Here is a 21210-nt window from a genome sequence, read left to right as displayed (position 1 = left end):
ATGACAACCTACGCCGACTACACGACCGGTGAGCCGGTCGCCGACACCAAGGCCCCCGAGGGCCCGGTCAACGAGCGCTGGGACACGCGCCGCTTCGAGGCGAAGCTGGTCAACCCCGCCAACCGGCGCAAGCAGACCGTCATCGTCGTCGGCACCGGCCTCGCGGGCGGCTCCGCCGGCGCCACCCTCGCCGAACAGGGCTACCACGTCGTCCAGTTCTGCTACCAGGACTCCCCCCGCCGGGCACACTCCATCGCCGCGCAGGGCGGCATCAACGCCGCGAAGAACTACCGCAACGACGGCGACTCGATCCACCGCCTGTTCTACGACACGGTCAAGGGCGGCGACTTCCGCTCCCGCGAGTCCAACGTGCACCGGCTGGCGCAGATCTCGGTCGAGATCATCGACCAGTGCGTCGCCCAGGGCGTGCCCTTCGCCCGCGAGTACGGCGGCCTCCTCGACACCCGCTCCTTCGGCGGCGTCCAGGTTTCCCGCACCTTCTACGCGCGGGGCCAGACGGGCCAGCAGCTGCTCCTGGGCGCCTACCAGGCGCTCAGCAGGCAGATCGCGGCCGGCAACATCGAGATGCACCCGCGCACCGAGATGCTCGACCTGGTCGTCGTGGACGGGCGGGCGCGCGGCATCGTCGCCCGGGACCTGATCACCGGGAAGATCGACACCTACTTCGCGGACGCCGTCGTGCTGGCCAGCGGCGGCTACGGCAACGTCTTCTACCTGTCGACCAACGCCATGAACTCCAACGCGACCGCCGTCTGGCGGGCGCACCGGCGCGGCGCCTGGTTCGCCAACCCCTGCTTCACGCAGATCCACCCCACGTGCATCCCGCGCACCGGCGACCACCAGTCCAAGCTCACGCTGATGAGCGAGTCGCTGCGCAACGACGGCCGGATCTGGGTGCCGAAGGCCAAGGGCGACGACCGGCAGCCGAACAGGATCCCCGAGGACGAGCGCGACTACTACCTGGAGCGCATCTACCCGTCCTTCGGCAACCTCGTCCCCCGCGACATCGCCTCCCGCGCCGCGAAGAACGTCTGCGACGAGGGCAGGGGCGTCGGCCCCGGCGGCCAGGGGGTGTACCTGGACTTCGCCGACGCGATCGAGCGCATGGGCCGCAAGGCGGTCGAGGCCAAGTACGGGAACCTCTTCGACATGTACCAGCGGATCACCGACGAGGACCCGTACCGGGTGCCGATGCGGATCTACCCCGCGGTGCACTACACGATGGGCGGTCTGTGGGTCGACTACGACCTCCAGACCACCGTCCCCGGCCTGTTCGCGATCGGCGAGGCGAACTTCTCCGACCACGGGGCCAACCGGCTCGGCGCCTCCGCGCTCATGCAGGGCCTGGCGGACGGCTACTTCGTCCTCCCGGCCACCATCAACGACTACCTCGCCCGCAACCCGCACAAGGACGAGGTGAACGACGACCACCCCGCGGTGCAGGAGGTGGTCGCCGAGACCGAGGACCGGCTCAACCTGCTGCTCTCCGTGGACGGCGACCGCACCCCGGACTCCTTCCACCGCGAACTGGGCGAGCTGATGTGGGAGTTCTGCGGCATGGCCCGCACCGACTCCGGCCTGCGCAAGGCGCTGGAGCGCATCCCGCAGATCCGCGAGGAGTTCTGGCGGCGCATCAAGGTCCCGGGCACCGGCGAGGAGTTCAACCAGTCCCTGGAGAAGGCCAACCGCGTCGTCGACTACCTGGAGCTCGCCGAGCTGATGTGCCTCGACGCGCTGCACCGCGCCGAGTCCTGCGGCGGCCACTTCCGCGAGGAGTCCCAGACCCCCGACGGCGAGGCGGCCCGCAGGGACGACGAGTTCGGCTACGCCGCCGCCTGGGAGTTCACCGGCACCGGCGACGCGCCCACCCTGCACAAGGAAGACCTGGTCTTCGAGTACGTCCACCCCACCCAGCGGAGCTACGCATGAAGCTCACCCTGCGCGTCTGGCGGCAGAAGAACGCCGACGCCGACGGCGCCATGTCCACGTACGAGGTGGACGGGATCTCCCGCGACATGTCCTTCCTGGAGATGCTCGACACCCTCAACGAGGAACTCATCCTCAAGGGCGAGGACCCCGTCGCCTTCGACCACGACTGCCGCGAGGGCATCTGCGGCGCCTGCTCGCTGGTCATCAACGGTGACGCGCACGGACCCGAGCGCACCACCACCTGCCAGCTGCACATGCGGTCCTTCCAGGACGGCGACACGATCGACATCGAGCCGTGGCGGGCGTCGGCCTTTCCGGTCGTGAAGGACCTGGTCGTCGACCGGTCCGCCTTCGACCGGATCATCCAGGCCGGGGGCTACATCACCGCGCCGACCGGCGCCGCCCCGGAGGCCCACGCCGCGCCGGTGCCCAAGCCGGACGCCGACTTCGCCTTCGAGCACGCCGAGTGCATCGGGTGCGGGGCGTGTGTCGCGGCGTGCCCGAACGGAGCGGCGATGCTGTTCACCTCCGCGAAGGTGAACCATCTCAACGTCCTTCCGCAGGGCGCGCCCGAGCGGGAGACGCGGGTGCTGGACATGGTGGGGCAGATGGACGAGGAGGGGTTCGGCGGGTGCACGCTGACGGGTGAGTGCGCGACCGCCTGCCCCAAGGGGATTCCGCTCATGTCCATCACCAGCATGAACAAGGAGTGGCTGCGGGCTGCGCGGAAGGTGCAGCGGTAGCGCCGTGGGGGTGCTGTCGTCGGGCGGCTGCGGGTACGTCGTGGTTGCTCGCGCAGTTCCCCGCGCCCCTTCGGGGCGCGTGCAGTGAGCGTTCGCCGTCACGTGCGGACGGGCGGGGCCGGGGGAGGTGCTCCCCCCGGCCCCGTTTCGCTGGTGCGCCCGGCATTCAGCAAGCGCACATCCGCTCTCCCGGCACTGGTCACGCGCAGTACAGCCGGCGTCGGAAGAACTGTGGCGGACCCGCACCGCGACCAGGGGAGCACCCATGACCGGCGTACTGACCGCAGACCGTCCTTCCAGGCCCGCCGCACCCCACCGCTACACCGTCGCCCTCGCCCGCGACGAGGAGGACGTACGGGCCGCGCAGCGGCTGCGGCACGACGTCTTCGCCGGGGAGATGGGCGCGCTGCTGGCGAGCGCGCAGCCCGGGTACGACGTCGACCCCTTCGACGCGTACTGCGACCACCTGCTCGTGCGCGAGGAGACGACCGGGCAGGTCGTCGGCACCTACCGGCTGCTGCCCCCGGAGCGCGCGGCGGTCGCCGGACGGCTGTACGCGGAGGGCGAGTTCGACCTCGCGGCGCTCGACGCGATCCGGCCCGGCCTGGTCGAGGTCGGCCGCTCCTGCGTGCACCCGGCCCACCGCGACGGCGCCGTCATCGGGCTCATCTGGGCCGGCATAGCCCGCTACATGACCGACCGGGGCCACGAGTGGCTGGCGGGCTGCTGCTCGCTCCCGCTCGCCGACGGCGGATCGCTCGCCGCCGCCACCTGGGACCGGGTGCGGGCCAAGAACCTGGCGCCCGAGGAGTACCGGGTCCGGCCGCTGCTGCCGTGGATCCCGCGCCCGGCCGCGCCCGCCGCCCGCACCGAACTGCCCGCCCTGCTGCGCGGCTACCTCCGCCTCGGCGCCTGGGTCTGCGGGGAACCCGCGCACGACGTGGACTTCGGCGTCGCCGACCTGTACGTGCTGCTGCCGATGAGCCGGGTCGACCCGCGCTACCTGCGGCACTTCCTCTCGCTCGTCCCGGCCCGGTGAGCGCCTGGCTGCCGGTCGCCCCCTGCACCCCGGCGACCTGCGTGGACCCGTCCCGGGCCGCGGTGGCCGCACCGCGCGCCGTGCTGCGGCTCGCCGCGGTCGCCGCGCTGGTCCTCGCCGCGGTCGCGGTCGTGCTGACGCCGGTCCGGCGGTGGGTGCCGTCCCCCGTGGTGGCGTGCTGGTCCCGGTGGGTGGTGCGGGCCGCGGGTGTGCGGGTCCGCGTCACCGGTGCCGCCGCGCCCGCGGGCGGGCTGCTCCTGGTCGCCAACCACGTCTCGTGGCTCGACATCCCGCTGCTGGCCGCCGTACGCCCCGCCAGGATGCTGGCCAAGAGCGAGATCCGGGGCTGGCCGGTGGCGGGCGCGCTGGCCGCGCGCGGCGGAGTGCTGTTCATCGAACGCGACCGGCTGCGGGCGCTGCCGGACACGGTCGCCGCGCTGGCGCTGGCCCTGCGCGCGGGCACCGCCGTCGCCGCCTTCCCCGAGGGCAGCACCTGGTGCGGGCGCGCCGGGGGTGCCTACCGCCGGGCCGTGTTCCAGGCCGCGCTGGACGCCGGGGTGCCGGTCCAGCCGGTGCGTCTCCGGTACCGGGCCGGGGAGCGGGGGGTGAGCACGGCACCGGCGTTCGTCGGCGCGGACACCCTGTTCGCCTCGATGTGGCGGGTGGCGTCGGCCCGCGGGCTGACCGCCGAGGTGGAGGTGTGCCCCGTCGTACCGCCGGGCCGCCACCACGACCGCCGCTCCCTGGCGGAGGCGGCCCAGCGGATGGCTCCGCCCGCCGACCCGCACGGTCACCTGGGGAAAGCACCTTCGAAAAGTATGTGTGTTTTATGAGGTATGTGCCGTTTCCGTAGCGCTGGATGCGGACAACCGGAAGGCAGGCACTCGAAAGGAGGGTGATGGCAGATGATCACCCGTGAAGAGATCGCCAACGTCCTGGACCAACCGGTCTACGACGGGGACGGCAACAAGATCGGCGACGCCAAGCATGTCTTCTTCGACGACATGACCGGGCGCCCCGAGTGGGTGAGCGTCAAGACGGGCATGTTCGGCTCCAGCGAGTCCTTCGTGCCCATTCGCGACGCCGCGCTGGTGCAGGACCACCTAGAGGTTCCCTACGGCAAGGACCAGGTCAAGGGCGCGCCCAGTGTCGACGTCGACGCGGGCGGCCATCTGTCGGAGACCGAGGAGCACCGGCTCTACGACTACTACGGCATCAACTGGGACAGCGTGCTGTCCGAGGCCGAGCGGACCGACGACGGCCGCTGGGCCGCCGGTCCCGGACCGGCGGGCACGGCGGGAGCCGCCGGCGCGGCGGGTGCCGCGGGTCTGGCGGGCACGACCCGTGGGACCGGCGACACGGACATGGGCCGTGACACGGGCATGGACCCCGACACCAGCATCGGCACCGGTACGGACATGGGTACCGGCAGTGCGGCCGGAATGGCCGGACGCCGGGACGCCCCCGACCGTACGGGCCTGCGCGAGGACGAGGCCATGACCCGCTCCGAGGAGCAGATGCACGTCGGCGTCGAACGACGTGAGACGGGCCGCGCCAGGCTGCGCAAGTACGTGGTCACCGAAGAGGTGCAGCAGACCGTGCCCCTGAAGCACGAGGAAGTGCGTGTGGTGCGCGAGCCGATCACGGACGCCAACCGCGGCGACGCGCTGTCCGGGCCGGAGATCAGCGAGGCCGAGCACGAGGTCACGCTGCACGCGGAACGCCCCGTCGTGGAGACCGAGGCGGTTCCGGTGGAGCGCGTGCGCATGACCATGGAGGAGCACACCGAGAACGAGACGGTGCGCGGCCAGGTCCGCAAGGAGCGGATCGAGGCCGAGACCGAGTCCTTCGACGAGGACGACATCCCGCGGGGCCGCGAGTGACCGTGCCCCGCCCTCACCGCGAGAACGAGCGCCGGTGAACCGGCTTCACCGGCGCGTTCCGCCGTCCAGGGCCCGGTCCAGATAGGGCGCGGTGGCACTGCCCACGGCACGCGCCACCTCGACGGGCGTACCCGCGGCGACGATCCGCCCGCCCGCGTCACCGCCGCCCGGCCCGAGGTCGATCACGTGGTCGGCGCCCGCCACCACGGTCATGTCGTGCTCCACGACGACCACGGTGTGTCCGGCGTCCACGAGACCGTGCAACTGGCGCATCAGCACCTCCACATCCGCTGGATGCAGGCCGGTCGTCGGCTCGTCGAGCAGGTACAGGGTGTGGCTGCGGCGGCCCCGTTGGAGTTCGCTCGCCAGCTTGATGCGCTGCGCCTCCCCGCCGGACAGCTCGGTGGCGGGCTGACCGAGCCGCAGATAGCCGAGCCCGACGTCGAGCAGCGCGGCCAGGCTCCGCGCCACCGGCGCGGTGTCCGCGAAGAACTCCGCCGCGTCCTCCACCGTGAGGTCGAGGACCTCGGCGATGTTCCGTCCCCGGTACGCCACTTCGAGCGTCCCGGGGTTGTAGCGCGCCCCGCCGCAGTCGGGGCACGGCGCGTACGTGCTCGGCAGGAACAGCAGTTCGACGCTGACGAACCCCTCGCCCTGGCAGGTCTCGCAGCGCCCGCCGGGCACGTTGAAGGAGAAGCGGCCCACACCGTAGCCGCGCTCCCGGGCCTGGCCGGTGGCGGCGAACACCTTGCGCACCACGTCGAACAGGCCCGTGTACGTGGCCAGATTGGAGCGCGGGGTGCGTCCGATCGGCCGCTGGTCGACCGAGACCAGCCGCCCCACCCCCGGCAGGTCCTCGGTGATCTCGCCGACGAGCGTCGACTTGCCCGAGCCGGACACGCCGGTCACCGCGGTGAGCACACCGAGGGGGAAGTCCGCGGTCACCCCGCGCAGGTTGTGCCGGGTGACCGGACCGACCGTCACGGAGCCAAGGGAGGCTCGCGCCCGGCGTACGGGGGCGGGGGAGCGGTCGAAGAGATGACGGGCGGTCGCGGACCCGGTGACCTCCGCCAGTCCGGTGACCGGGCCGCTGTACAGCACCCGCCCGCCGTGCTCGCCCGCCAGCGGGCCCACGTCCACGATCCAGTCGGCGCCGCGCATCACGCCGAGGTGGTGTTCCACCACGAACACCGAGTTGCCGGCCGCCTTCAGCCGCTCCAGCACCGTCAGCAGCGCCTCGGTGTCCGCCGGGTGCAGCCCCGCCGACGGCTCGTCGAGGACGTACACCACCCCGAACAGCCCGGAGCGCAGCTGCGTCGCCAGCCGCAGCCGCTGCAGCTCGCCCGCCGACAGGGTGGGCGCCGGGCGGTCCAGGCTCAGATAGCCGAGGCCCAGCTCGACGACGGGCGTGATGCGGGAGACCAGGTCTCCGGTGAGGACCTTCGCCGTCTCGCCCTCGGTCGGCAGCACCCCGGCCAGCTCCGCGAGCGGCAGCGCGGCCAGTTCGGCGATGGTCCGGCCGCCGACGGTCACCGCCAGCGACTCGGCCCGCAGCCGCCCGCCGCCGCAGACCGGACAGGGCGCACTGGTGAGGAAGCGCTCGGCCTTCGCCCGCAGCGAGGCGCTCCTGGAGTCCGAGAAGGTCTTCATCACGTACCGCCGGGCGCTCATGTACGTGCCCTGGTACGGCCGCTGGATGCGGCCCGCGTCGCGCACCGGGTGCACCGTGACGACGGGCTGCTCGTCCGTGAACAGGATCCACTCGCGCTCGGCGGCGGGCAGCTCGCGCCAGGGCCGGTCCACGTCGTACCCGAGGGCGTCGAGGACGTCCCGCAGGTTCTTGCCCTGCCAGGCGCCCGGCCACGCGGCGATCGCGCCGTCCCGGATCGACAGCGCCGGGTCCGGGACCAGCAGTTCCTCGGTCGTGCGGTGCACCCGGCCGAGCCCGTGGCACTCGGGGCAGGCCCCGGCCGCCGTGTTCGGCGAGAAGGCGTCGGAGTCCATCCGCTCGGCGCCCGGCGGGTAGTCGCCGGCGCGCGAGAAGAGCATCCGCAGGGAGTTGGAGAGGTTCGTGACGGTGCCCACCGAGGACCGGGACGTCGGAGCCGCGCGGCGCTGCTGGAGCGACACGGCGGGCGGCAGCCCGGTGATCTCGCCCACCTTCGGCGCGCCGACCTGGTGGATCAGCCGGCGGGCGTACGGCGCGACCGACTCGAAGTAGCGCCGCTGCGCCTCCGCGTAGACCGTCCCGAAGGCCAGCGACGACTTCCCGGAGCCGGAGACACCGGTGAAGACCGCGACCACGTCCCGGGGGACGTCCACGTCCACGCCCTTGAGGTTGTGCTCGCGGGCGTCGCGAACCCGGACGTACGGGTCGTGGGGGCTGTGCATCGCGGGGAACTCCGTACGGTCTTCGGTCTCGGGGGGAGCGAGCGGGGAGAGCGGGGGACAAACCCCGCGATTCTACGCCGGGGCGGCGGACGTCCCCGCGCCGACGACGCGGGCGAGCCGCCGGTAGGAGTCCAGCAGCGCCGCGCGGTCGTACGTGCTGGTGGTCACCAGCACCTCCTGGGCGCCGGTCTCCTTCACCAGCGTCTCCAGCGCGTCGGCGACCTGCTCCTCGGTGCCGGCGACGTGCCCGGCGAGCCCGGACTCGTACAGGTCGCGTTCCTTGGCGGTCATCGTCCGCGCCTCGACCTCCTCGGCCGGGGGCAGCGGCGGGAAGGTGCCCCGGGTGCGTGCGTGGGCCATGGACCAGGCCTCCGGGACCAGCAGCCGCCGGGCCGCCTCGGAGCTGCCGGCCACGGCGACGGTGCCGGACACGACGACGTACGGCTCCGGGCTCCACTCGGAGGGACGGAACCCGGCGCGGTAGCGGTCGATGCCCCGGCGCATGCGGTCGCGGTCGCGCAGGTCGCCGATGACCATGGGCAGACCCGCGCGGGCCGCCACGGCCGCGCCCTCGCCCATCGCCAGGACGAAGGGCGGAACGGTCAGCCCCTCGGCGGGGCGGGCGTGCGCGCCGGTCGGGGAGGTGCCGCGGAACCAGCCCAGCAGCTCGGCCAGTTGTCCCTCGAAGTCGTCGGCGTCGTCCTTGTCGCGGCCCAGCGCCCGGCGGACCCCGTCGGTGAAGCCCACCGAGCGGCCGAGACCCATGTCGATCCGGCCTGGGAAGAGCGACTCCAGCACGCCGAACTGCTCGGCCACCACCAGCGGCCGGTGGTTGGGCAGCATCACGCCCCCGGTGCCGACGCGTACGCGGCTGGTGGCGCCGGCCACCGCGGCCGCGAGCACGGTCGGCGCCGAACCCGCCACCCCGGGCACGCCGTGGTGCTCCGACACCCAGAACCGGTGGTAGCCGAGCCGCTCCGCCTCCCGCGCCAGCTCCACCGTGTCCCGCAGCGCCTCCGCCGCGGTCCGGCCGGCCCGGATGCGGGAGCGGTCGAGGACGGAGAAGCGCGTGGTGGCGATCGTCGAGGTCACATCCGGTTCAACGTCCGGGGCCCGCACAGATTCCCGGTGCCGCGTTCTAGTGTGGTCGGGTGACCGACAGCAGCAGGCCCCCGGTGGCCGTGTTCGACCTGGACAACACCCTCGCCGACACCGCGCACCGGCAGCGCTTCCTGGAGCGCCGGCCGCGCGACTGGGACGCGTTCTTCGCCGCCGCCCCGCACGATCCGCCGCTCGCGGAGGGCGTCGCGCTGGTGCGGGAGCGCGCCGAGGAGTGCGAGATCGTCTATCTGACCGGGCGGCCCGAGCGCTGCCGCCGCGACACGCTCGACTGGCTGGCCGCGCACGGCCTGCCCGAGGGGCCCGTGCACATGCGGGGCAACGCCGACCGGCGGCCCGCCCGGCGCACCAAGCTGGAGATCCTGCGGCGGCTCGCCCGCACCCGCGAGGTCCGGGTCCTCGTCGACGACGACGAGCTGGTCTGCGACGACGCCGCGCGGGCCGGTTTCGCCGTCGTCCGGGCGCGCTGGGCGGAGCGTTCGCCCGAGCTGCGGGTGGCGCAGGAGCGCGAGGGGCGCACCTGACCCGTCCGGTGAGGCGCCGAGGGCTCAGTCCGACTCCTCCAGGCGGAAACCGACCTTGAGGCCGACCTGCCAGTGCGCGACCTCGCCGTCCTCGATCTGGCCGCGCACCTGGGTCACCTCGAACCAGTCCAGGTTGCGCAGCGTTTGCTGGGCGCGCCTGACGCCGTTGCGGACGGCCTGGTCGACGCCGTCCGGCGAGGTGCCGACGATCTCGGTGACCCGGTAGGTGTGGTTCGACATGCGGGTGCTCCCTTCCGCGCGGGCGGCGGTGTGTCATGCGTCACTCCACCGTGCCGCAAGTCGCGGCGGAGCGCGAGGCATCGCTCTCCCGGGCGGGTGACTCTGCGTCACCCCCTTGACCCCTCCTATTGGTACATACCAAAATTCCAGACACCCGTTCGAGCCTCGGGCTCGCCCCCCATGTCGGGTCTCCCTTCGCGTGCGCAGGACACCCCTGTCCGCCTCCGCCCCCTGTCCGTCAGACAGAAGGACCCCTCGTGAGACGTCGCCCCCTCGCCCTTGTCTGTGTGTCCGCCTCCCTGCTCAGCGGCTGCGGACTGATCTCGCAGGACGGCGGGAGCGAGCGGCGCACCGTCACCGTGTGGCTGATGAAGGACAGCGCCTCGCAGGACTTCCTGCGGCGCTTCACCGAGGACTTCGAGAAGAGCAACCCCGAACTCGACCTCGACATCCGCATCCAGGAGTGGACCGGCATCGGCGACAAGGTGCAGACCGCGCTGAAGGGCGACGGCACCGACGGGCCGGACGTCATCGAGGTCGGCAACACCCAGGTGCCGCAGTACGCGGAGGGCGGCCGGCTCCAGGACCTGACCCTGGAGTCGATGCGCGACTGGGGCATCCGCGACTGGCTGCCGGGCCTCGCCGAGCCCGGGCAGTACATGTCCCAGCAGTTCGGCGTCCCCTGGTACGCCGCCAACCGCGTCGTCATCTACCGCAAGGACCTCTTCGAGCAGGCCGGCGTCGCCGAGCCGCCCCGCAGCCGCGAGGAGTGGATCACCGCCACCGAGAAGCTCGACGCCGACGGCCGGCAGGGCATCTACCTCGCCGGACAGGACTGGTACACACTCTCCGGCTTCATCTGGGACGAGGGCGGCGAGCTGGCCACCCAGGCCGGTGACGGCGGCACCTGGACGGGCGCCCTGGACTCCGCGGCCGCCCTGCGCGGCATGGACTTCTACCGGGAACTGCAGGCCCTCGGCGACGGGCCGGTCGACGCCGACGAGGAACACCCCCCGCAGGGCGACGTGTTCGCCAAGGGGCAGGTCGCGCAGATCGTCGCGGTGCCCGGCCTCGCCCAGTCCATCGTCCGCGCGAACCCCGGACTCAAGGGCGAGCTGGGCTTCTTCCCGGTGCCCGGCAAGACGGCCGACGAGCCCGGCGCCGTCTTCACCGGCGGCTCCGACCTGGTCGTCCCGAAGAACGCCGACGAACACGAGGGCGCCCTCGCCGTGGTCGACGCGCTGGCCGGCGCCAAGTGGAACACCGACCTCGCCCGCACCATGAACTACGTCCCCAACAAGACGTCCCTCGCCAAGGCCGTCGCCGGTGAGGAGGGCGCGGAGGCCATGGCGGCCGGCGCGGCCCAGGGCCGGGCCACCCCCGGGACGCCCCGCTGGGGCGCCGTGGAGGCGGACAACCCGATCAAGGACTACATGACGAAGGTGCTCTCGGGATCCGACGCGAAGTCGGAGGCCCGCCGGGCCTCCGACCGCGTCACGGAACTGCTGGACGTCAACGCCCGCTGAACCTGAGCGGGTTCAGCGCACCACGCTCAGCGACAGCGCGAACCGGTCCTCGCCGTCGGTCCACCAGTGGGTCAGATCCAGCCCGGCCGCGGCGAGTTCGGCCCGCACGCCCTCCCGCCGGAACTTCGCGGACACCTCGGTGCGCAGTTCCTCCCCGTCCGCGAAGTCCACGGCCAGGTCGAGCGCCTGGACCTTGACCGTCTGCGCGGCGCGCGAACGCAGCCGCATCTCGATCCACTCCCGCTCGGCGTTCCACCGCGCCACGTGCTCGAAGGCGGTGGGCTCGAAGTCGGCCTCCAGCTCCCGGTTGATCACGGACAGCACGTTCTTGTTGAACTCGGCGGTCACCCCGGCCGCGTCGTCGTACGCCCGGACCAGCACCCCCTCGTCCTTGACCAGGTCGGTGCCCAGCAGCAGGGCGTCCCCGGGGGAGAACAGGGCTCGTACGGCGGACAGGAACGCGGCACGTTCCTCCGGCAGCAGGTTGCCGATCGTGCCGCCGAGGAACGCCACCAGCCGGGGCCCCGGCGTGTCCGGCAGCGTCAGCCCGCCGGTGAAGTCGGCGATCAGCGCGTGCACCCGGAGGTCCGGCCGCTCGGCGACGATCGCCTCCCCGGCCTGGGTGAGGGCGCTCTCGCTGACGTCGACCGGCACGTAGCCGCGCAGGCCGGTCAGCGCGTCGAGCAGGAAACGGGTCTTCTCCGAGGAGCCGGAACCCAGCTCCACCAGGGTCCGGGCGCCGGTCGCCGCGGCGATCTCGCCGGCCCGGTCGACGAGGATCTCCCGCTCCGCCCGGGTCGGGTAGTACTCGGGCAGCGCGGTGATCTCCTCGAACAGCTCGCTGCCCCGCGCGTCGTAGAACCACTTGGGCGGCAGCCACTTGGGCGTGCTCGTCAGGCCCGCCAGGACGTCGGCGCGCAGGGCGGCGCCCGTGGCGTCCTCGGGCAGGGTGCGGGTCAGTCGGAACTGGCTCACGTGCGGGACTCCTTGGGAGAGGCGAAAGCGTCTGCGGGGGCGGGATCGCCCGGTTCCTTCAGCGGGGAGAGCTGCACCTCCGTGCGGCCCGCCACGAGCAGCGTGCGGTCGGGGACCTCCTGCCAGTGCGGGTCGTCGTCGTACGGCTCCGAGGCGACGACCGTGCCGCCGCCGGGGCGGGTCAGGTACCACAGGGTGTCGCCCCAGGTGGTCGCCGTGATCGCGGCGCCGTCGGTGAGCAGCAGGTTGAGCCGTGAACCGGGGGCCGCCGCGGCGACCTCCAGCACCGTCTCGGCCAGCGCCCGGCCCTCGTCGTCCCCGGCCCGCAGCCGGGCCAGCACCAGCGCCCACACGAGCGCCGAGTCGTTGCGGGCCTCCAGCGACAGCAGCTCCCCGGCCGGCAGCGTCCCGGCCGCCCCCGCCAGCGAGCCCGGCCAGCCGGTCACGGCACCGTTGTGGCTGAACAGCCAGGTGTCCGCCGCGAAGGGCGCCGCCGCGGCCTCCGCGTCCGAGCCCGCCAGCGTGGCGTCCCGTACGGCGGCCAGCAGCGTCCCGGTGCGCACCACCCGGGCCAGGTCGGCGAAGGACTGGTCCGCCCAGATCGGCCCGGCCCGCCGGTACCGGGCCGGCACCGGGTCGCCCGCGGCGTACCAGCCGACGCCGAACCCGTCGGCGTTGACCGTGCCGTACCGCTGGTGCCGGGGCGCCCACGACTGGCGGTACAGGCCGTGCGGCGGCGCCACCAGGAGCCGCCCGAGCGGCTCCTCGGGGCCGACGTAGGCGAGGTGCCGGCACATCAGGCGACCTCCGCCGACCGCGCGGTGCGGAACCCGGAGAAGATCTGCCGCCGGATCGGATAGTCCCAGTTGCGGAACGTGCCCCGGCAGGCCACCGCGTCCACGGCGAACGAACCACCGCGCAGCACCTTGTACTCGGGACCGAAGAACACCTCCGAGTACTCCTTGTACGGGAACGCCCGGAAACCCGGGTACGGGGCGAAGTCGCTCAACGTCCACTCCCACACGTCGCCGATCAGCTGCCGGACGCCGAGCGGCGACTCCCCGGCCGGGTAGCTGCCCGCGGGCGCCGGGCGCAGATGGCGCTGGCCGAGATTGGCGTGCTCCGGGCCCGGATCGGCGTCGCCCCACGGGTAGCGGGCGGTGCGGTCGCCGGCCGGGTCGTGCCGGGCCGCCTTCTCCCACTCGGCCTCGGTGGGCAGCCGGCGGCCGGCCCAGCGGGCGTACGCGTCGGCCTCGTACCAGCTCACGTGCACCACCGGCTCGTCGGCCGGCACCACCTCGGTGACCCCGAAGCGGCGCCGCAGCCACTGCCCGCCGTCCCGGCGCCAGAACAGCGGGGCGGTGATGGAGTGCCGGCGGATGTGGTCCCAGCCCTCCGGCGCCCACCAGCGCGGATCGTCGTAGCCGCCGTCGTCGATGAACGCCCGGTACGCGCCGTTGGTCACCGGCGTGGTGTCGAGGAAGTACGGCGCCACCTCCCGCCGGTGCGCGGGGCGTTCGTTGTCCAGCGCCCACGGCTCGGTCGAGGTGCCCATCGTGAACGGACCCCCGGGCACCAGGACCTCCGACGGGCCGGTGAACAGCGGCACCGGGTCCGGGTCCGGGTCCGGGGCGTTCAGCGCCTGCGGGCCCCTGCGGAGCTGGTGGGTGATCAGCATCGTCTCGTCGTGCTGCTGCTCGTGCTGGGCGATCATCCCGAAGGCGAAGCCCGCCTCGGTGAGCCGGGTCCCGTGGAACGCGGACCCCTCCAGCACGTCCAGCGCCCGTCCGCGCACGTCGGCGGCGTACCCGCGGGCCTCGGCGGGCGACAGCAGCGGCAGCCGGGGCCGTTCGGCGCGCGGATGCTCGAAGGCGTCGTACAGGCTGTCGATCTCGGGCCGTATCGCCTCCTGCCCGCCGACGGCGCGCAGCAGCCACTGCTCCTCCTGGTTGCCGATGTGCGCCAGGTCCCAGACCAGCGGGGACATCAGCGGCGACACCTGGCCGGTCAGGTCGGGGCCCTCCACGCAGCTGGTCAGCAGGGTGGTGCGGGCGCGGGCGCGGACCAGCGCGGACAGGGCCCGCTCGCGCAGCGCGTCGCCGTCGCCGGGGTCGGCGGCGGTGGGGGTGTCGGTGGCGGTGTCCATGGCGGGATCGGTCATGAGCGGGTCTCCCTCCCGTGCGGGCCACGGCTCGCGCCGTCCGGCGGTTCCAGCAGGTCGTCGGCGGGGCAGCGGCCCCTGCGTACGTAACGCTCCAGGTACCCGGCGACGGCGTCGGTGACCTCGGTCGCGGCGCCTAGCCGGGGCAGCGCGTCGAGCGCGGCCGTGAAGCAGGTGACGGCCGCCTCCCGCAGCTCCGGATCGGTGAGGGCGTCACGCGCGGCGTCCTCGTACAGCGGGTTGTGCGGGCCGGGCAGGCCGAGGGTGCGCTCGGCGAGCGGCTTGACCGCCCGGTAGGCGGTCTCGGCGGCCTCCGGATCGTCGAACAGCGCCGCCGTCACGGCCAGCGGCACGATCCAGCCGTCGTCCCCCGGCTGCGCGTCGATCATGCGCAGCTCCAGGTGGCCGCGCGGCCTGACCGGCGGGAACAGCGTGGTCAGGTGGTAGTCGAGGTCCTCCCGGGTCGGCGGCCTCGGCGCCCGGTTCCGGGTCCACTCCCGGAAGGTCATGCCCTCCGGAACGTCCCAGGGCCCGCCGTCGTTGCGCACGCACATCACCGGCGCGTCCAGGACGTGCCGGGTCCAGGCGCCGCGCGGGTCGGAGTCGAGCGCTGGGCCGCCGGCCCGCTCGGCGCCGATCTGGGCCCACCGCAGCTGCCGGGTGGACCGCCAGCCGGTGGGCCGGTCACCGGCCAGCGGGGAGTTGGCGAACGCGGCCACCAGGACCGCGCCCAGCTGGTGGGCCAGCCACCAGCGGCGTACGTACCCCAGCGGGCCGGGTTCCTCCTGCCCGGCGTCCACGCAGACCTGCACGGACGCGGAGGTGCACATCATGAACCGCCCGGCGGGGCCGGTACGGTCGAGACAGGTCTCCATCGCGTCGTAGCGCGGCTGCCGCAGGAAGCGGCGGGGCGCGTGCCAGGGGTCGTGGCCGAGGCCGACGAGGGCGAGGCCGTCCTCGCGCAGGACCGCGCGGACGGCGTCCAGGTCGGCGGAGACGGTGCGGACGCACTCCATCAGGGAGGCCGCGGGGAGCGAACTCAGCTCCAGCTGGCCACCTGGTTCGACGGTCAGCGCCGACCTCAGGGGCACGGCCCGCAGCGCGGTGTAGACCGCCTGGAGCCGTTCGGGTGATACGGGGAGCCGCGGCGCGCGCAGCTCGTGGACCAGCCATTCCACCTCGACGCCGAGGAGCCTGGGCGGACCGGTCTTGAAGCAGATGCCGTGGACCAGCGCCTCGACCTCGGCCTCACTGACGGCGGTACGTGGCCGGATACAGCCACCAACCGAATCGGACATGTCGGGATCCTCCTGAGATTCCACCATGCCGCCGACCCATGATCAGGTGGGCCGGGTCGGCACACTCGTCCCACCCAAGACCCTTGTGCCGGTCCGCACAAGGATGCATTTCGGGACGTTCCGGATCGGTAATCTCCGCGACCCGGTTGTTTCCGGGGACTTTCCCCGGCGTCTGCCGACAGCAAAACTCCGTTGCGACGCACCACCAGCATCACTCAGGATTCCCGCATGAGCACGACGGGGGAGACCGCGCGGCGGGTGGTCAGGGCGTCCACGGGGGTGGCGCCGTGAGCGCGCGCCTGCGGGCTCTCGCCCAGGAGACCGAGCAGATCGTGGCGGCCGGGAGCTACCGCAGGGCCGACGGGCGCGAGGTGCCGGTCGGCGCGGCGGTCGAACGGGCCCGCGAGGGCACGCGGATGTACGGGCCGGAGCCCGTGGCCTCGGGCGCTCCCACCCCGGTGCGGACCGTCCTCGAAGTCACCGGCGAGAGCAGCCTGGAGGCCGCCCGGCGGCTCGGCGGCGAGGTCGCCGTGCTCAACTTCGCCTCCGCCCGCAATCCCGGCGGCGGCTACCTGAACGGCGCACAGGCGCAGGAGGAGGCCCTGTGCCGGGGCTCCGCGCTGTACACCTGCCTGCTGCGGGCGCGCGACTTCTACGACCACCACCGCGCCCACCGGGACCCGTTCTACACGGACCGCGTCATCCACTCCCCGGCCGTGCCCGTCTTCCGTGACGACCGCGGCCGCCTGCTCGACGAGCCGTACACGGCCGGATTCCTGACCTCCGCCGCGCCGAACGCGGGCGTGGTGCTGCGCACGGCCCCGGAGCGCGCCGCCGAGCTGCCGGCCGCCCTGTCCGCGCGCGCCGAGCGGGTGCTGGAGACGGCCGTCGCCCACGGGTACCGGCGGCTGGTGCTCGGCGCCTGGGGCTGCGGGGTGTTCCGCAACGACCCGGCCCAGGTGGCCGGCGCGTTCCGGACGCTGCTCGGGCCCGGCGCCCGCTTCGCCACCGCGTTCGAACGGGTGACGTTCGGCATCCTGGACCGCACGCCGGGCGCCACGGTCCGGGAGGCGTTCGCGCGCGCCTTCCCCGAGGGCGGGTGACCGGCGGCCGGGAGCGCCTCAGCTCCAGCCGTAGCGCTCCCGGAGCCGCTGCCGTACGAGATTGAACCGCATCCGGTCCAGGGCGCACGCCTCGCGGCGCATGCCCGCGTCGTGCAGCCTCAGCACCCGGTCCACGTCGACCCACGAGTCCCGTCCGGAGCGGTCCCACGGCCCGCTCCCGATCGGCACCCAGTCCCGGTCCCCGGCGTGCCGCTTGCTGGACAACCGCACCGCCAGCACGGTGCCGGCCGCCTCCCGGGCGACGACGAGGACGGGCCGGTCCTTGCCCCTGCCGTCGTTCTCCTCGTAGGGCACCCACGTCCAGACGATCTCACCGGGATCGGGATCGCCGTCGTGCGCGGGGGAGTACTCGGTGCGGACCCGGCCCACCCTGCCGGGGTCGGCCTCCGTGGTCGCGGAGGGACCGAAACGGCCGGGGACGGTGTCACCGTCGCTGTCGATGTCGTCGGTAGAGGCGCTCACGGGCCGTACCGTACGGGACGCCGCCGCGGGCCGGTGAGGCGCCCCGCGACGGGTCCGCGGCCGCACGTGCAGCCGCTGCCCGCCCGCTTCGGCTCGTCGGCCGCCGACGGGTGGTCCCCCGGCTCGCCCGCCTCGGGTCGGCGCCGTTCGTGATCGGGTGGCAGGCTGATCACCGGGCCCCCGCTTCCGCCGCCCGGGGGCGTGGCCGCGACCGCACGAGTCAGAAAGCGACGTCATGACCGACCAGCTCACCGTGACCGTCCTGGGCACCGGCATCATGGGTGCCGCGATGGCCCGCAACCTCGCCCGCGCCGGACACACCGTGCGCGTCTGGAACCGCAGCCGGGACAAGGCCGAGCCGCTGGCCGCCGACGGCGCGTACGTCGCCGCCGACCCAGGGGAGGCCGTACGGGGCGCGGACGTCGTCCTCACCATGCTGTACGACGGCCCGGCCGCGCTCGACGTCATGGGGCGCGCCGTACCCGGTCTGCGGCCCGGCACGGTGTGGGCGCAGTCCACCACCGCCGGCGTCGACGCGGTCGCCGACCTTGCCGCCTTCGCCCACGAGCACGGCCTCCTCTTCGTCGACGCGCCCGTACTGGGCACCCGGCAGCCCGCGGAGGCCGGTCAGCTGCTGGTGCTGGCCGCGGGTCCGGCCGCGGCCCGGGACAGGGCGGAGCCGGTGTTCCAGGCCGTCGGCTCCCGCACCGTGTGGACCGGGGAGGACGGCGCGGCAGGCAGCGCGACCCGGCTGAAGCTGGTGGCCAACAGCTGGGTGCTCGCCGTCAACAACGCGGCGGGCGAGAGCCTTTCGCTCGCCAAGGCCCTCGGCGTGGACCCGGACGCCTTCCTCGACGCCATCGCCGGCGGGCCCCTCGACATGGGCTATCTGCGTGCCAAGGCGGGCCTGATCCGCGACGGCGCGCTGACGCCCGCCCAGTTCGCGGTCGGCACCGCCGAGAAGGACGCCCGGCTCATCGTCGAGGCCGGTGAGGCAAACGGCGTCCGCCTGGACCTCGCCGCAGCCGGCGCCGACCGCCTGGCACGTGCCGCGGCGCAGGGGCACGGCGACGAGGACATGGCGGCGGCGTTCTTCGCCAGTTTCGAGGAGAAGTCGTCTCCCTGAGCGCCCGGGGTACGGGGAACCGAGACCGCGACGCCGAGCAGATCTCGGCGCACACGAGGACGAGAAGGAGCCCGCATGTCCAAGCCACCGCTGCCGCCCGAGGCCGTCGCACTGCTGCGCCGTCCCAACCCGGCCGTCATGGCGACCCTCCGCTCGGACGGCGCGCCCGTCTCCACGGCCACCTGGTACCTGTGGGAGGACGACGGCCGCGTGCTGGTCAACCTCGACGCCGGGCGCGTCCGCCTGAAACATCTGCGCCGCGATCCGCGCGTCACCCTCACCGTCCTCGCGGACGACGACTGGTACACGCACGTCACCCTCATCGGCCGCGTCACCGAGATGCGTAACGACGAGGACCTCACGGGCATCGACCGGCTCTCCACGCAGTACACCGGCAAGCCGTACCCGAACCGGGAGCGCCCCCGGGTCAGTGCCTGGATCGAGGTGGAGCGCTGGCACGGCTGGGGCTCGCTGAAGGACAGCGACCAGGCGTCCGGCTGACCCGTGCGGCAGGCGACGGGCGCGGGCGTGCACGCGCCCGCACCCGTCGCGTCCGCCCGGTCTCCGGGGTGTTCCGCCGTAATACGGCCGGGAGCGCCGCTCCCGGCCGTACGTCTGCGGCGGCTACTCGATCTCGCGCATCATCTTCTCCATCGAGCCGACCGCGAGCCGGGTCTGCGTCAGCTCGTCCAGGGTCTGCCGCTGCTCCTCCGCCGTGCGGCGCTGCAGCTCCACGGTGTCCTCCAGGAGCCGCGCGTACCTCGTGGCGAGTTCCTTGTACTGCTCCTCGCGCGCCGCCAGCATCCGGGCCCGCCAGGTGGCCGCGACCTGCCAGACGATCACGATCATCAGACCGAAGAACCCGGCCGCGCCCACGGCACCGACCAGGACCCCCAGTTCCTCGGCTCCTGCGGCGAGAGTCACCACGTCCTCGTTCACTTCGTTTCCTCTTTCGCCGTCCGGCCGGCGGTGCGGTCGGGGTCGGTGGTCTCGGTGAGCGTCGCGGCCGCCTGCGCGACGACACGCGGGGTGAGTTCGTAGAGGAACGGGGTGACGTCGTAGTACTTCATCGACTTGCCGTCCTCCCCGACCTCCAGCGTGCCGACTACCAGCCCCGCCGCTTCCAGCCGTTGCAGGTGCATGTGCAGCAGCGGGCGGCCCATGCCGATCAGCCGGGCCAGCGCGCTGACGTAGTTCCGGCTCTCCAGGAGCGCCGCGACGATCCGCATGCGGTGCGGGTTGCCGAGTGCGGAGAGCACCTTGAGCAGCTCGTCGCCGGTCGGTGCCGGAGGTGGGACCTCGGGCATCGCGGCCCCTTCCGTCGTACCTGTCAGGGAAGGCTGACAGGGGGCGCGGAGACCTGTCAAAGATTCCTGACACATCTCGGGGACAAGTCGGGGACAAGTCGGGGTCGAGTAGGGGACGGATGGGGGACACATGAGAGGGTCGCCCGCTGAACCGGCCGTTGTCAGTCCCCCTCCGCATACTGGTGGCCTCAGGGAGCCGGATGTGCCGGATGGGAGGGGGATGGGTCGTGCGGACGGTGTACCGAGGCGAACTGCCGGTCGTCCAGGGACGGTTCCACGTGGACAGCCGCCTGAACCCGTACGGCCCGGGGCCGTCGGAGGCCTGCGCCGGGCAGACCAACGGTCTGTGCGGCGCGGCCGTCCCGGGCTGTCTGCTGCTGGACACGGGGCCGTGCACCGGGAGGGTCGGCCTGACCGTCGAGGTGCACCGGGCGCCGCCGCCCCTCGACGACGGCTGGGAGGAGGTCGTGGAGGCGTCCTTCCGCCCGGTGTCCGCGTCGACGGCCGTCCTGCCCTGCGGGCACGCGGCGCTCTGCGAGGTGGACCTGCCGCCGGCCGACCACCGGGTGCGCTACTGCGGGCGCGGTCTGGACCGGGGTGGGGCGGCCGACCTCCGCGCCACCGCGGCTGCCGGGCCCGTCGGCCAGTATCTGCTCCAGTTCTGGCCGGCCCCGCCCGCCGCGGACCTGGTCGTCCGGCAGACCTCGCGCAGCGCCCGGGACCGGCACCGGTACGCCCGCGCGCTGCCCGCCCCTCGGTGCGGTGCGCCGACCGAGCGTGAGCGTGCCGAGGTCCGCTCCTGGGGTGGCCGGCTGCCCAGTCGCCGGGTGCGCGAGGCCGGCGCCGACGCGCGCGGGCTCGTACCGCTGGACCGGGACATCCTCGACGCCGTCGACGCGGCGAGTCCGGCGACGCAGCGGAGTCTCGCGCGGTGGGCGGCGCACCGTGCCCTCGCCGTGGCGGGGCTGGCCGACGTCGACTGGATAGCGGCCGGGCTGGCCGCGCTGGACCGGGGAGCGCCCCTGCCGCCCCCGTTCGACGACCCCTGCCGGGTCTGGGACCGCTTCTTCACCGACGAGCGCATCGCCGCGGCGGCGGTGGATCCGTCCACCGACTGCCAGGGCAGCCCACTACGGCGGCCCATGGCCCTGCCCGCGCTGCGCGCCGCCGCCGACCCGGACCCCTTGCGCGCCGCGATCGGCGCGGTCTTCGCGGCGGCGGTGGCCTACGGCTCGGACTGCCCGGCGTTGTTCGCGGCGGCGCGGCGGGAGTTCCCGGGTCTGGGGCGGGCCGTGCCGCCGGGGTAGGGGAGCCGGGTGCTGGTTCCGGGCGGGATGTTGCG

General features: G+C 73.6%; 20 protein-coding genes and 1 pseudogene. 11 read left to right on the top strand and 10 right to left on the bottom strand.

Annotation, left to right across the window (positions count from 1 at the left end; all coding sequences use genetic code 11):
* The 5 genes from DMH12_RS22155 to DMH12_RS22135 all read left to right on the top strand — a co-directional run bounded on the left by DMH12_RS22155 (nucleotide 1) and on the right by DMH12_RS22135 (nucleotide 5615).
* Nucleotides 1-1950, top strand: coding sequence for a fumarate reductase/succinate dehydrogenase flavoprotein subunit (locus tag DMH12_RS22155; RefSeq protein ID WP_125493243.1), 1950 nt, complete (start codon nucleotides 1-3; stop codon nucleotides 1948-1950).
* Nucleotides 1947-2693: a succinate dehydrogenase/fumarate reductase iron-sulfur subunit gene (locus DMH12_RS22150; RefSeq protein ID WP_122615354.1), complete on the top strand. Its 747-nt coding sequence runs from the start codon at nucleotides 1947-1949 to the stop codon at nucleotides 2691-2693. The genes DMH12_RS22155 and DMH12_RS22150 overlap by 4 nt, the downstream gene beginning before the upstream one ends.
* A 265-nt stretch (nucleotides 2694-2958) precedes the next feature.
* On the top strand, nucleotides 2959-3732 hold the full coding sequence (locus tag DMH12_RS22145) for a GNAT family N-acetyltransferase (RefSeq protein ID WP_125493242.1): 774 nt from the start codon (nucleotides 2959-2961) through the stop codon (nucleotides 3730-3732).
* Nucleotides 3729-4565: a 1-acyl-sn-glycerol-3-phosphate acyltransferase gene (locus DMH12_RS22140; protein ID WP_125493241.1), complete on the top strand. Its 837-nt coding sequence runs from the start codon at nucleotides 3729-3731 to the stop codon at nucleotides 4563-4565. Before DMH12_RS22145 ends, DMH12_RS22140 begins: the two co-directional genes overlap by 4 nt.
* A 72-nt stretch (nucleotides 4566-4637) precedes the next feature.
* The gene (locus DMH12_RS22135) at nucleotides 4638-5615 is read left to right on the top strand and encodes a DUF2382 domain-containing protein (protein ID WP_125493240.1); all 978 of its coding nucleotides are present in this window, start codon (nucleotides 4638-4640) and stop codon (nucleotides 5613-5615) included.
* 45 nt (nucleotides 5616-5660) lie between these two features.
* Here the strand turns inward: DMH12_RS22135 and DMH12_RS22130 are convergent, their stop codons facing one another.
* Nucleotides 5661-8006: an excinuclease ABC subunit UvrA gene (locus DMH12_RS22130; protein WP_125493239.1), complete on the bottom strand. Its 2346-nt coding sequence runs from the start codon at nucleotides 8004-8006 to the stop codon at nucleotides 5661-5663.
* A 72-nt stretch (nucleotides 8007-8078) separates the two neighbouring features.
* A complete protein-coding gene (locus DMH12_RS22125) occupies nucleotides 8079-9098 on the bottom strand; it encodes an LLM class flavin-dependent oxidoreductase (protein ID WP_125493238.1) in 1020 nt (339 codons plus the stop codon).
* 59 nt (nucleotides 9099-9157) lie between these two features.
* On the opposite strand from DMH12_RS22125, the gene DMH12_RS22120 reads away from it, so the two are divergent.
* Entirely contained in the window at nucleotides 9158-9649 is a 492-nt protein-coding gene (locus DMH12_RS22120; protein ID WP_125493237.1) for a hypothetical protein, read from the top strand.
* Between the two features lie 24 nt (nucleotides 9650-9673).
* Here the strand turns inward: DMH12_RS22120 and DMH12_RS22115 are convergent, their stop codons facing one another.
* Nucleotides 9674-9889: a dodecin gene (locus DMH12_RS22115; RefSeq protein WP_125493236.1), complete on the bottom strand. Its 216-nt coding sequence runs from the start codon at nucleotides 9887-9889 to the stop codon at nucleotides 9674-9676.
* A gap of 257 nt (nucleotides 9890-10146) precedes the next feature.
* Here DMH12_RS22115 and DMH12_RS22110 point away from each other — a divergent pair, with 257 nt between their 5' ends.
* Complete coding sequence (locus DMH12_RS22110; protein WP_125493235.1) at nucleotides 10147-11415, top strand: extracellular solute-binding protein; 1269 nt, start codon at nucleotides 10147-10149, stop codon at nucleotides 11413-11415.
* 12 nt (nucleotides 11416-11427) lie between these two features.
* On the opposite strand, the gene egtD is transcribed toward DMH12_RS22110, so the two are convergent.
* From egtD to egtA, 4 genes are read right to left on the bottom strand one after another with little or no spacing between them, the layout of a single operon-like run.
* Nucleotides 11428-12390, bottom strand: a complete 963-nt coding sequence (gene egtD, locus DMH12_RS22105) for an L-histidine N(alpha)-methyltransferase (RefSeq protein WP_125493234.1) — start codon at nucleotides 12388-12390, stop codon at nucleotides 11428-11430.
* Nucleotides 12387-13187, bottom strand: a complete 801-nt coding sequence (gene egtC / locus DMH12_RS22100) for an ergothioneine biosynthesis protein EgtC (protein ID WP_125493233.1) — start codon at nucleotides 13185-13187, stop codon at nucleotides 12387-12389. The genes egtD and egtC overlap by 4 nt, the downstream gene beginning before the upstream one ends.
* Nucleotides 13187-14551, bottom strand: coding sequence for an ergothioneine biosynthesis protein EgtB (egtB, locus tag DMH12_RS22095; RefSeq protein WP_399188285.1), 1365 nt, complete (start codon nucleotides 14549-14551; stop codon nucleotides 13187-13189). The genes egtC and egtB overlap by 1 nt, the downstream gene beginning before the upstream one ends.
* Nucleotides 14548-15849, bottom strand: coding sequence for an ergothioneine biosynthesis glutamate--cysteine ligase EgtA (gene egtA, locus DMH12_RS22090; protein WP_125493232.1), 1302 nt, complete (start codon nucleotides 15847-15849; stop codon nucleotides 14548-14550). The genes egtB and egtA overlap by 4 nt, the downstream gene beginning before the upstream one ends.
* Nucleotides 15850-16136: 287 nt before the next feature.
* Here egtA and DMH12_RS22085 point away from each other — a divergent pair, with 287 nt between their 5' ends.
* A complete protein-coding gene (locus DMH12_RS22085) occupies nucleotides 16137-16952 on the top strand; it encodes a TIGR02452 family protein (RefSeq protein WP_185832467.1) in 816 nt (271 codons plus the stop codon).
* 18 nt (nucleotides 16953-16970) lie between these two features.
* Here DMH12_RS22085 and DMH12_RS22080 read toward each other — a convergent pair whose 3' ends face one another.
* Complete coding sequence (locus DMH12_RS22080; protein WP_125493230.1) at nucleotides 16971-17435, bottom strand: type II toxin-antitoxin system PemK/MazF family toxin; 465 nt, start codon at nucleotides 17433-17435, stop codon at nucleotides 16971-16973.
* Between the two features lie 205 nt (nucleotides 17436-17640).
* On the opposite strand from DMH12_RS22080, the pseudogene DMH12_RS22075 reads away from it, so the two are divergent.
* Nucleotides 17641-18561, top strand: a pseudogene (locus tag DMH12_RS22075) (NAD(P)-dependent oxidoreductase); the annotation flags it as partial.
* 75 nt (nucleotides 18562-18636) lie between these two features.
* Complete coding sequence (locus DMH12_RS22070) at nucleotides 18637-19062, top strand: PPOX class F420-dependent oxidoreductase (protein WP_125493228.1); 426 nt, start codon at nucleotides 18637-18639, stop codon at nucleotides 19060-19062.
* A 123-nt stretch (nucleotides 19063-19185) separates the two neighbouring features.
* On the opposite strand, the gene DMH12_RS22065 is transcribed toward DMH12_RS22070, so the two are convergent.
* Both DMH12_RS22065 and DMH12_RS22060 read right to left on the bottom strand, forming a co-directional pair.
* The gene (locus DMH12_RS22065; protein ID WP_163015692.1) at nucleotides 19186-19500 is read right to left on the bottom strand and encodes a hypothetical protein; all 315 of its coding nucleotides are present in this window, start codon (nucleotides 19498-19500) and stop codon (nucleotides 19186-19188) included.
* Nucleotides 19497-19868, bottom strand: a complete 372-nt coding sequence (locus DMH12_RS22060; protein WP_125493227.1) for a winged helix-turn-helix domain-containing protein — start codon at nucleotides 19866-19868, stop codon at nucleotides 19497-19499. Before DMH12_RS22060 ends, DMH12_RS22065 begins: the two co-directional genes overlap by 4 nt.
* A gap of 227 nt (nucleotides 19869-20095) precedes the next feature.
* On the opposite strand from DMH12_RS22060, the gene DMH12_RS22055 reads away from it, so the two are divergent.
* A complete protein-coding gene (locus tag DMH12_RS22055; RefSeq protein ID WP_185832466.1) occupies nucleotides 20096-21175 on the top strand; it encodes a hypothetical protein in 1080 nt (359 codons plus the stop codon).
* Nucleotides 21176-21210 lie beyond the last annotated feature (35 nt).

Source organism: Streptomyces sp. WAC 04229 (genome assembly GCF_003947455.1).
In the GTDB taxonomy this organism is placed as follows: domain Bacteria; phylum Actinomycetota; class Actinomycetes; order Streptomycetales; family Streptomycetaceae; genus Streptomyces.
The sequence above is the reverse complement of the archived record's forward strand: the minus strand, read 5'-3'. Positions and strand labels throughout refer to the sequence as shown.

Bases quoted from the DNA above. Each gene is read 5' to 3' on its own strand.
- DMH12_RS22155 (WP_125493243.1), top strand. From the start codon at position 1: ATGACAACCTACGCCGACTACACGACCGGTGAGCCGGTCGCCGACACC.
- DMH12_RS22150 (WP_122615354.1), top strand. From the start codon at position 1,947: ATGAAGCTCACCCTGCGCGTCTGGCGGCAGAAGAACGCCGACGCCGAC.
- DMH12_RS22145 (WP_125493242.1), top strand. From the start codon at position 2,959: ATGACCGGCGTACTGACCGCAGACCGTCCTTCCAGGCCCGCCGCACCC.
- DMH12_RS22135 (WP_125493240.1), top strand. From the start codon at position 4,638: ATGATCACCCGTGAAGAGATCGCCAACGTCCTGGACCAACCGGTCTAC.
- DMH12_RS22130 (WP_125493239.1), bottom strand. From the start codon at position 8,006: ATGCACAGCCCCCACGACCCGTACGTCCGGGTTCGCGACGCCCGCGAG.
- DMH12_RS22115 (WP_125493236.1), bottom strand. From the start codon at position 9,889: ATGTCGAACCACACCTACCGGGTCACCGAGATCGTCGGCACCTCGCCG.
- egtC (WP_125493233.1), bottom strand. From the start codon at position 13,187: ATGTGCCGGCACCTCGCCTACGTCGGCCCCGAGGAGCCGCTCGGGCGG.
- egtB (WP_399188285.1), bottom strand. From the start codon at position 14,551: ATGACCGATCCCGCCATGGACACCGCCACCGACACCCCCACCGCCGCC.
- egtA (WP_125493232.1), bottom strand. From the start codon at position 15,849: ATGTCCGATTCGGTTGGTGGCTGTATCCGGCCACGTACCGCCGTCAGT.
- DMH12_RS22070 (WP_125493228.1), top strand. From the start codon at position 18,637: ATGTCCAAGCCACCGCTGCCGCCCGAGGCCGTCGCACTGCTGCGCCGT.
- DMH12_RS22060 (WP_125493227.1), bottom strand. From the start codon at position 19,868: ATGCCCGAGGTCCCACCTCCGGCACCGACCGGCGACGAGCTGCTCAAG.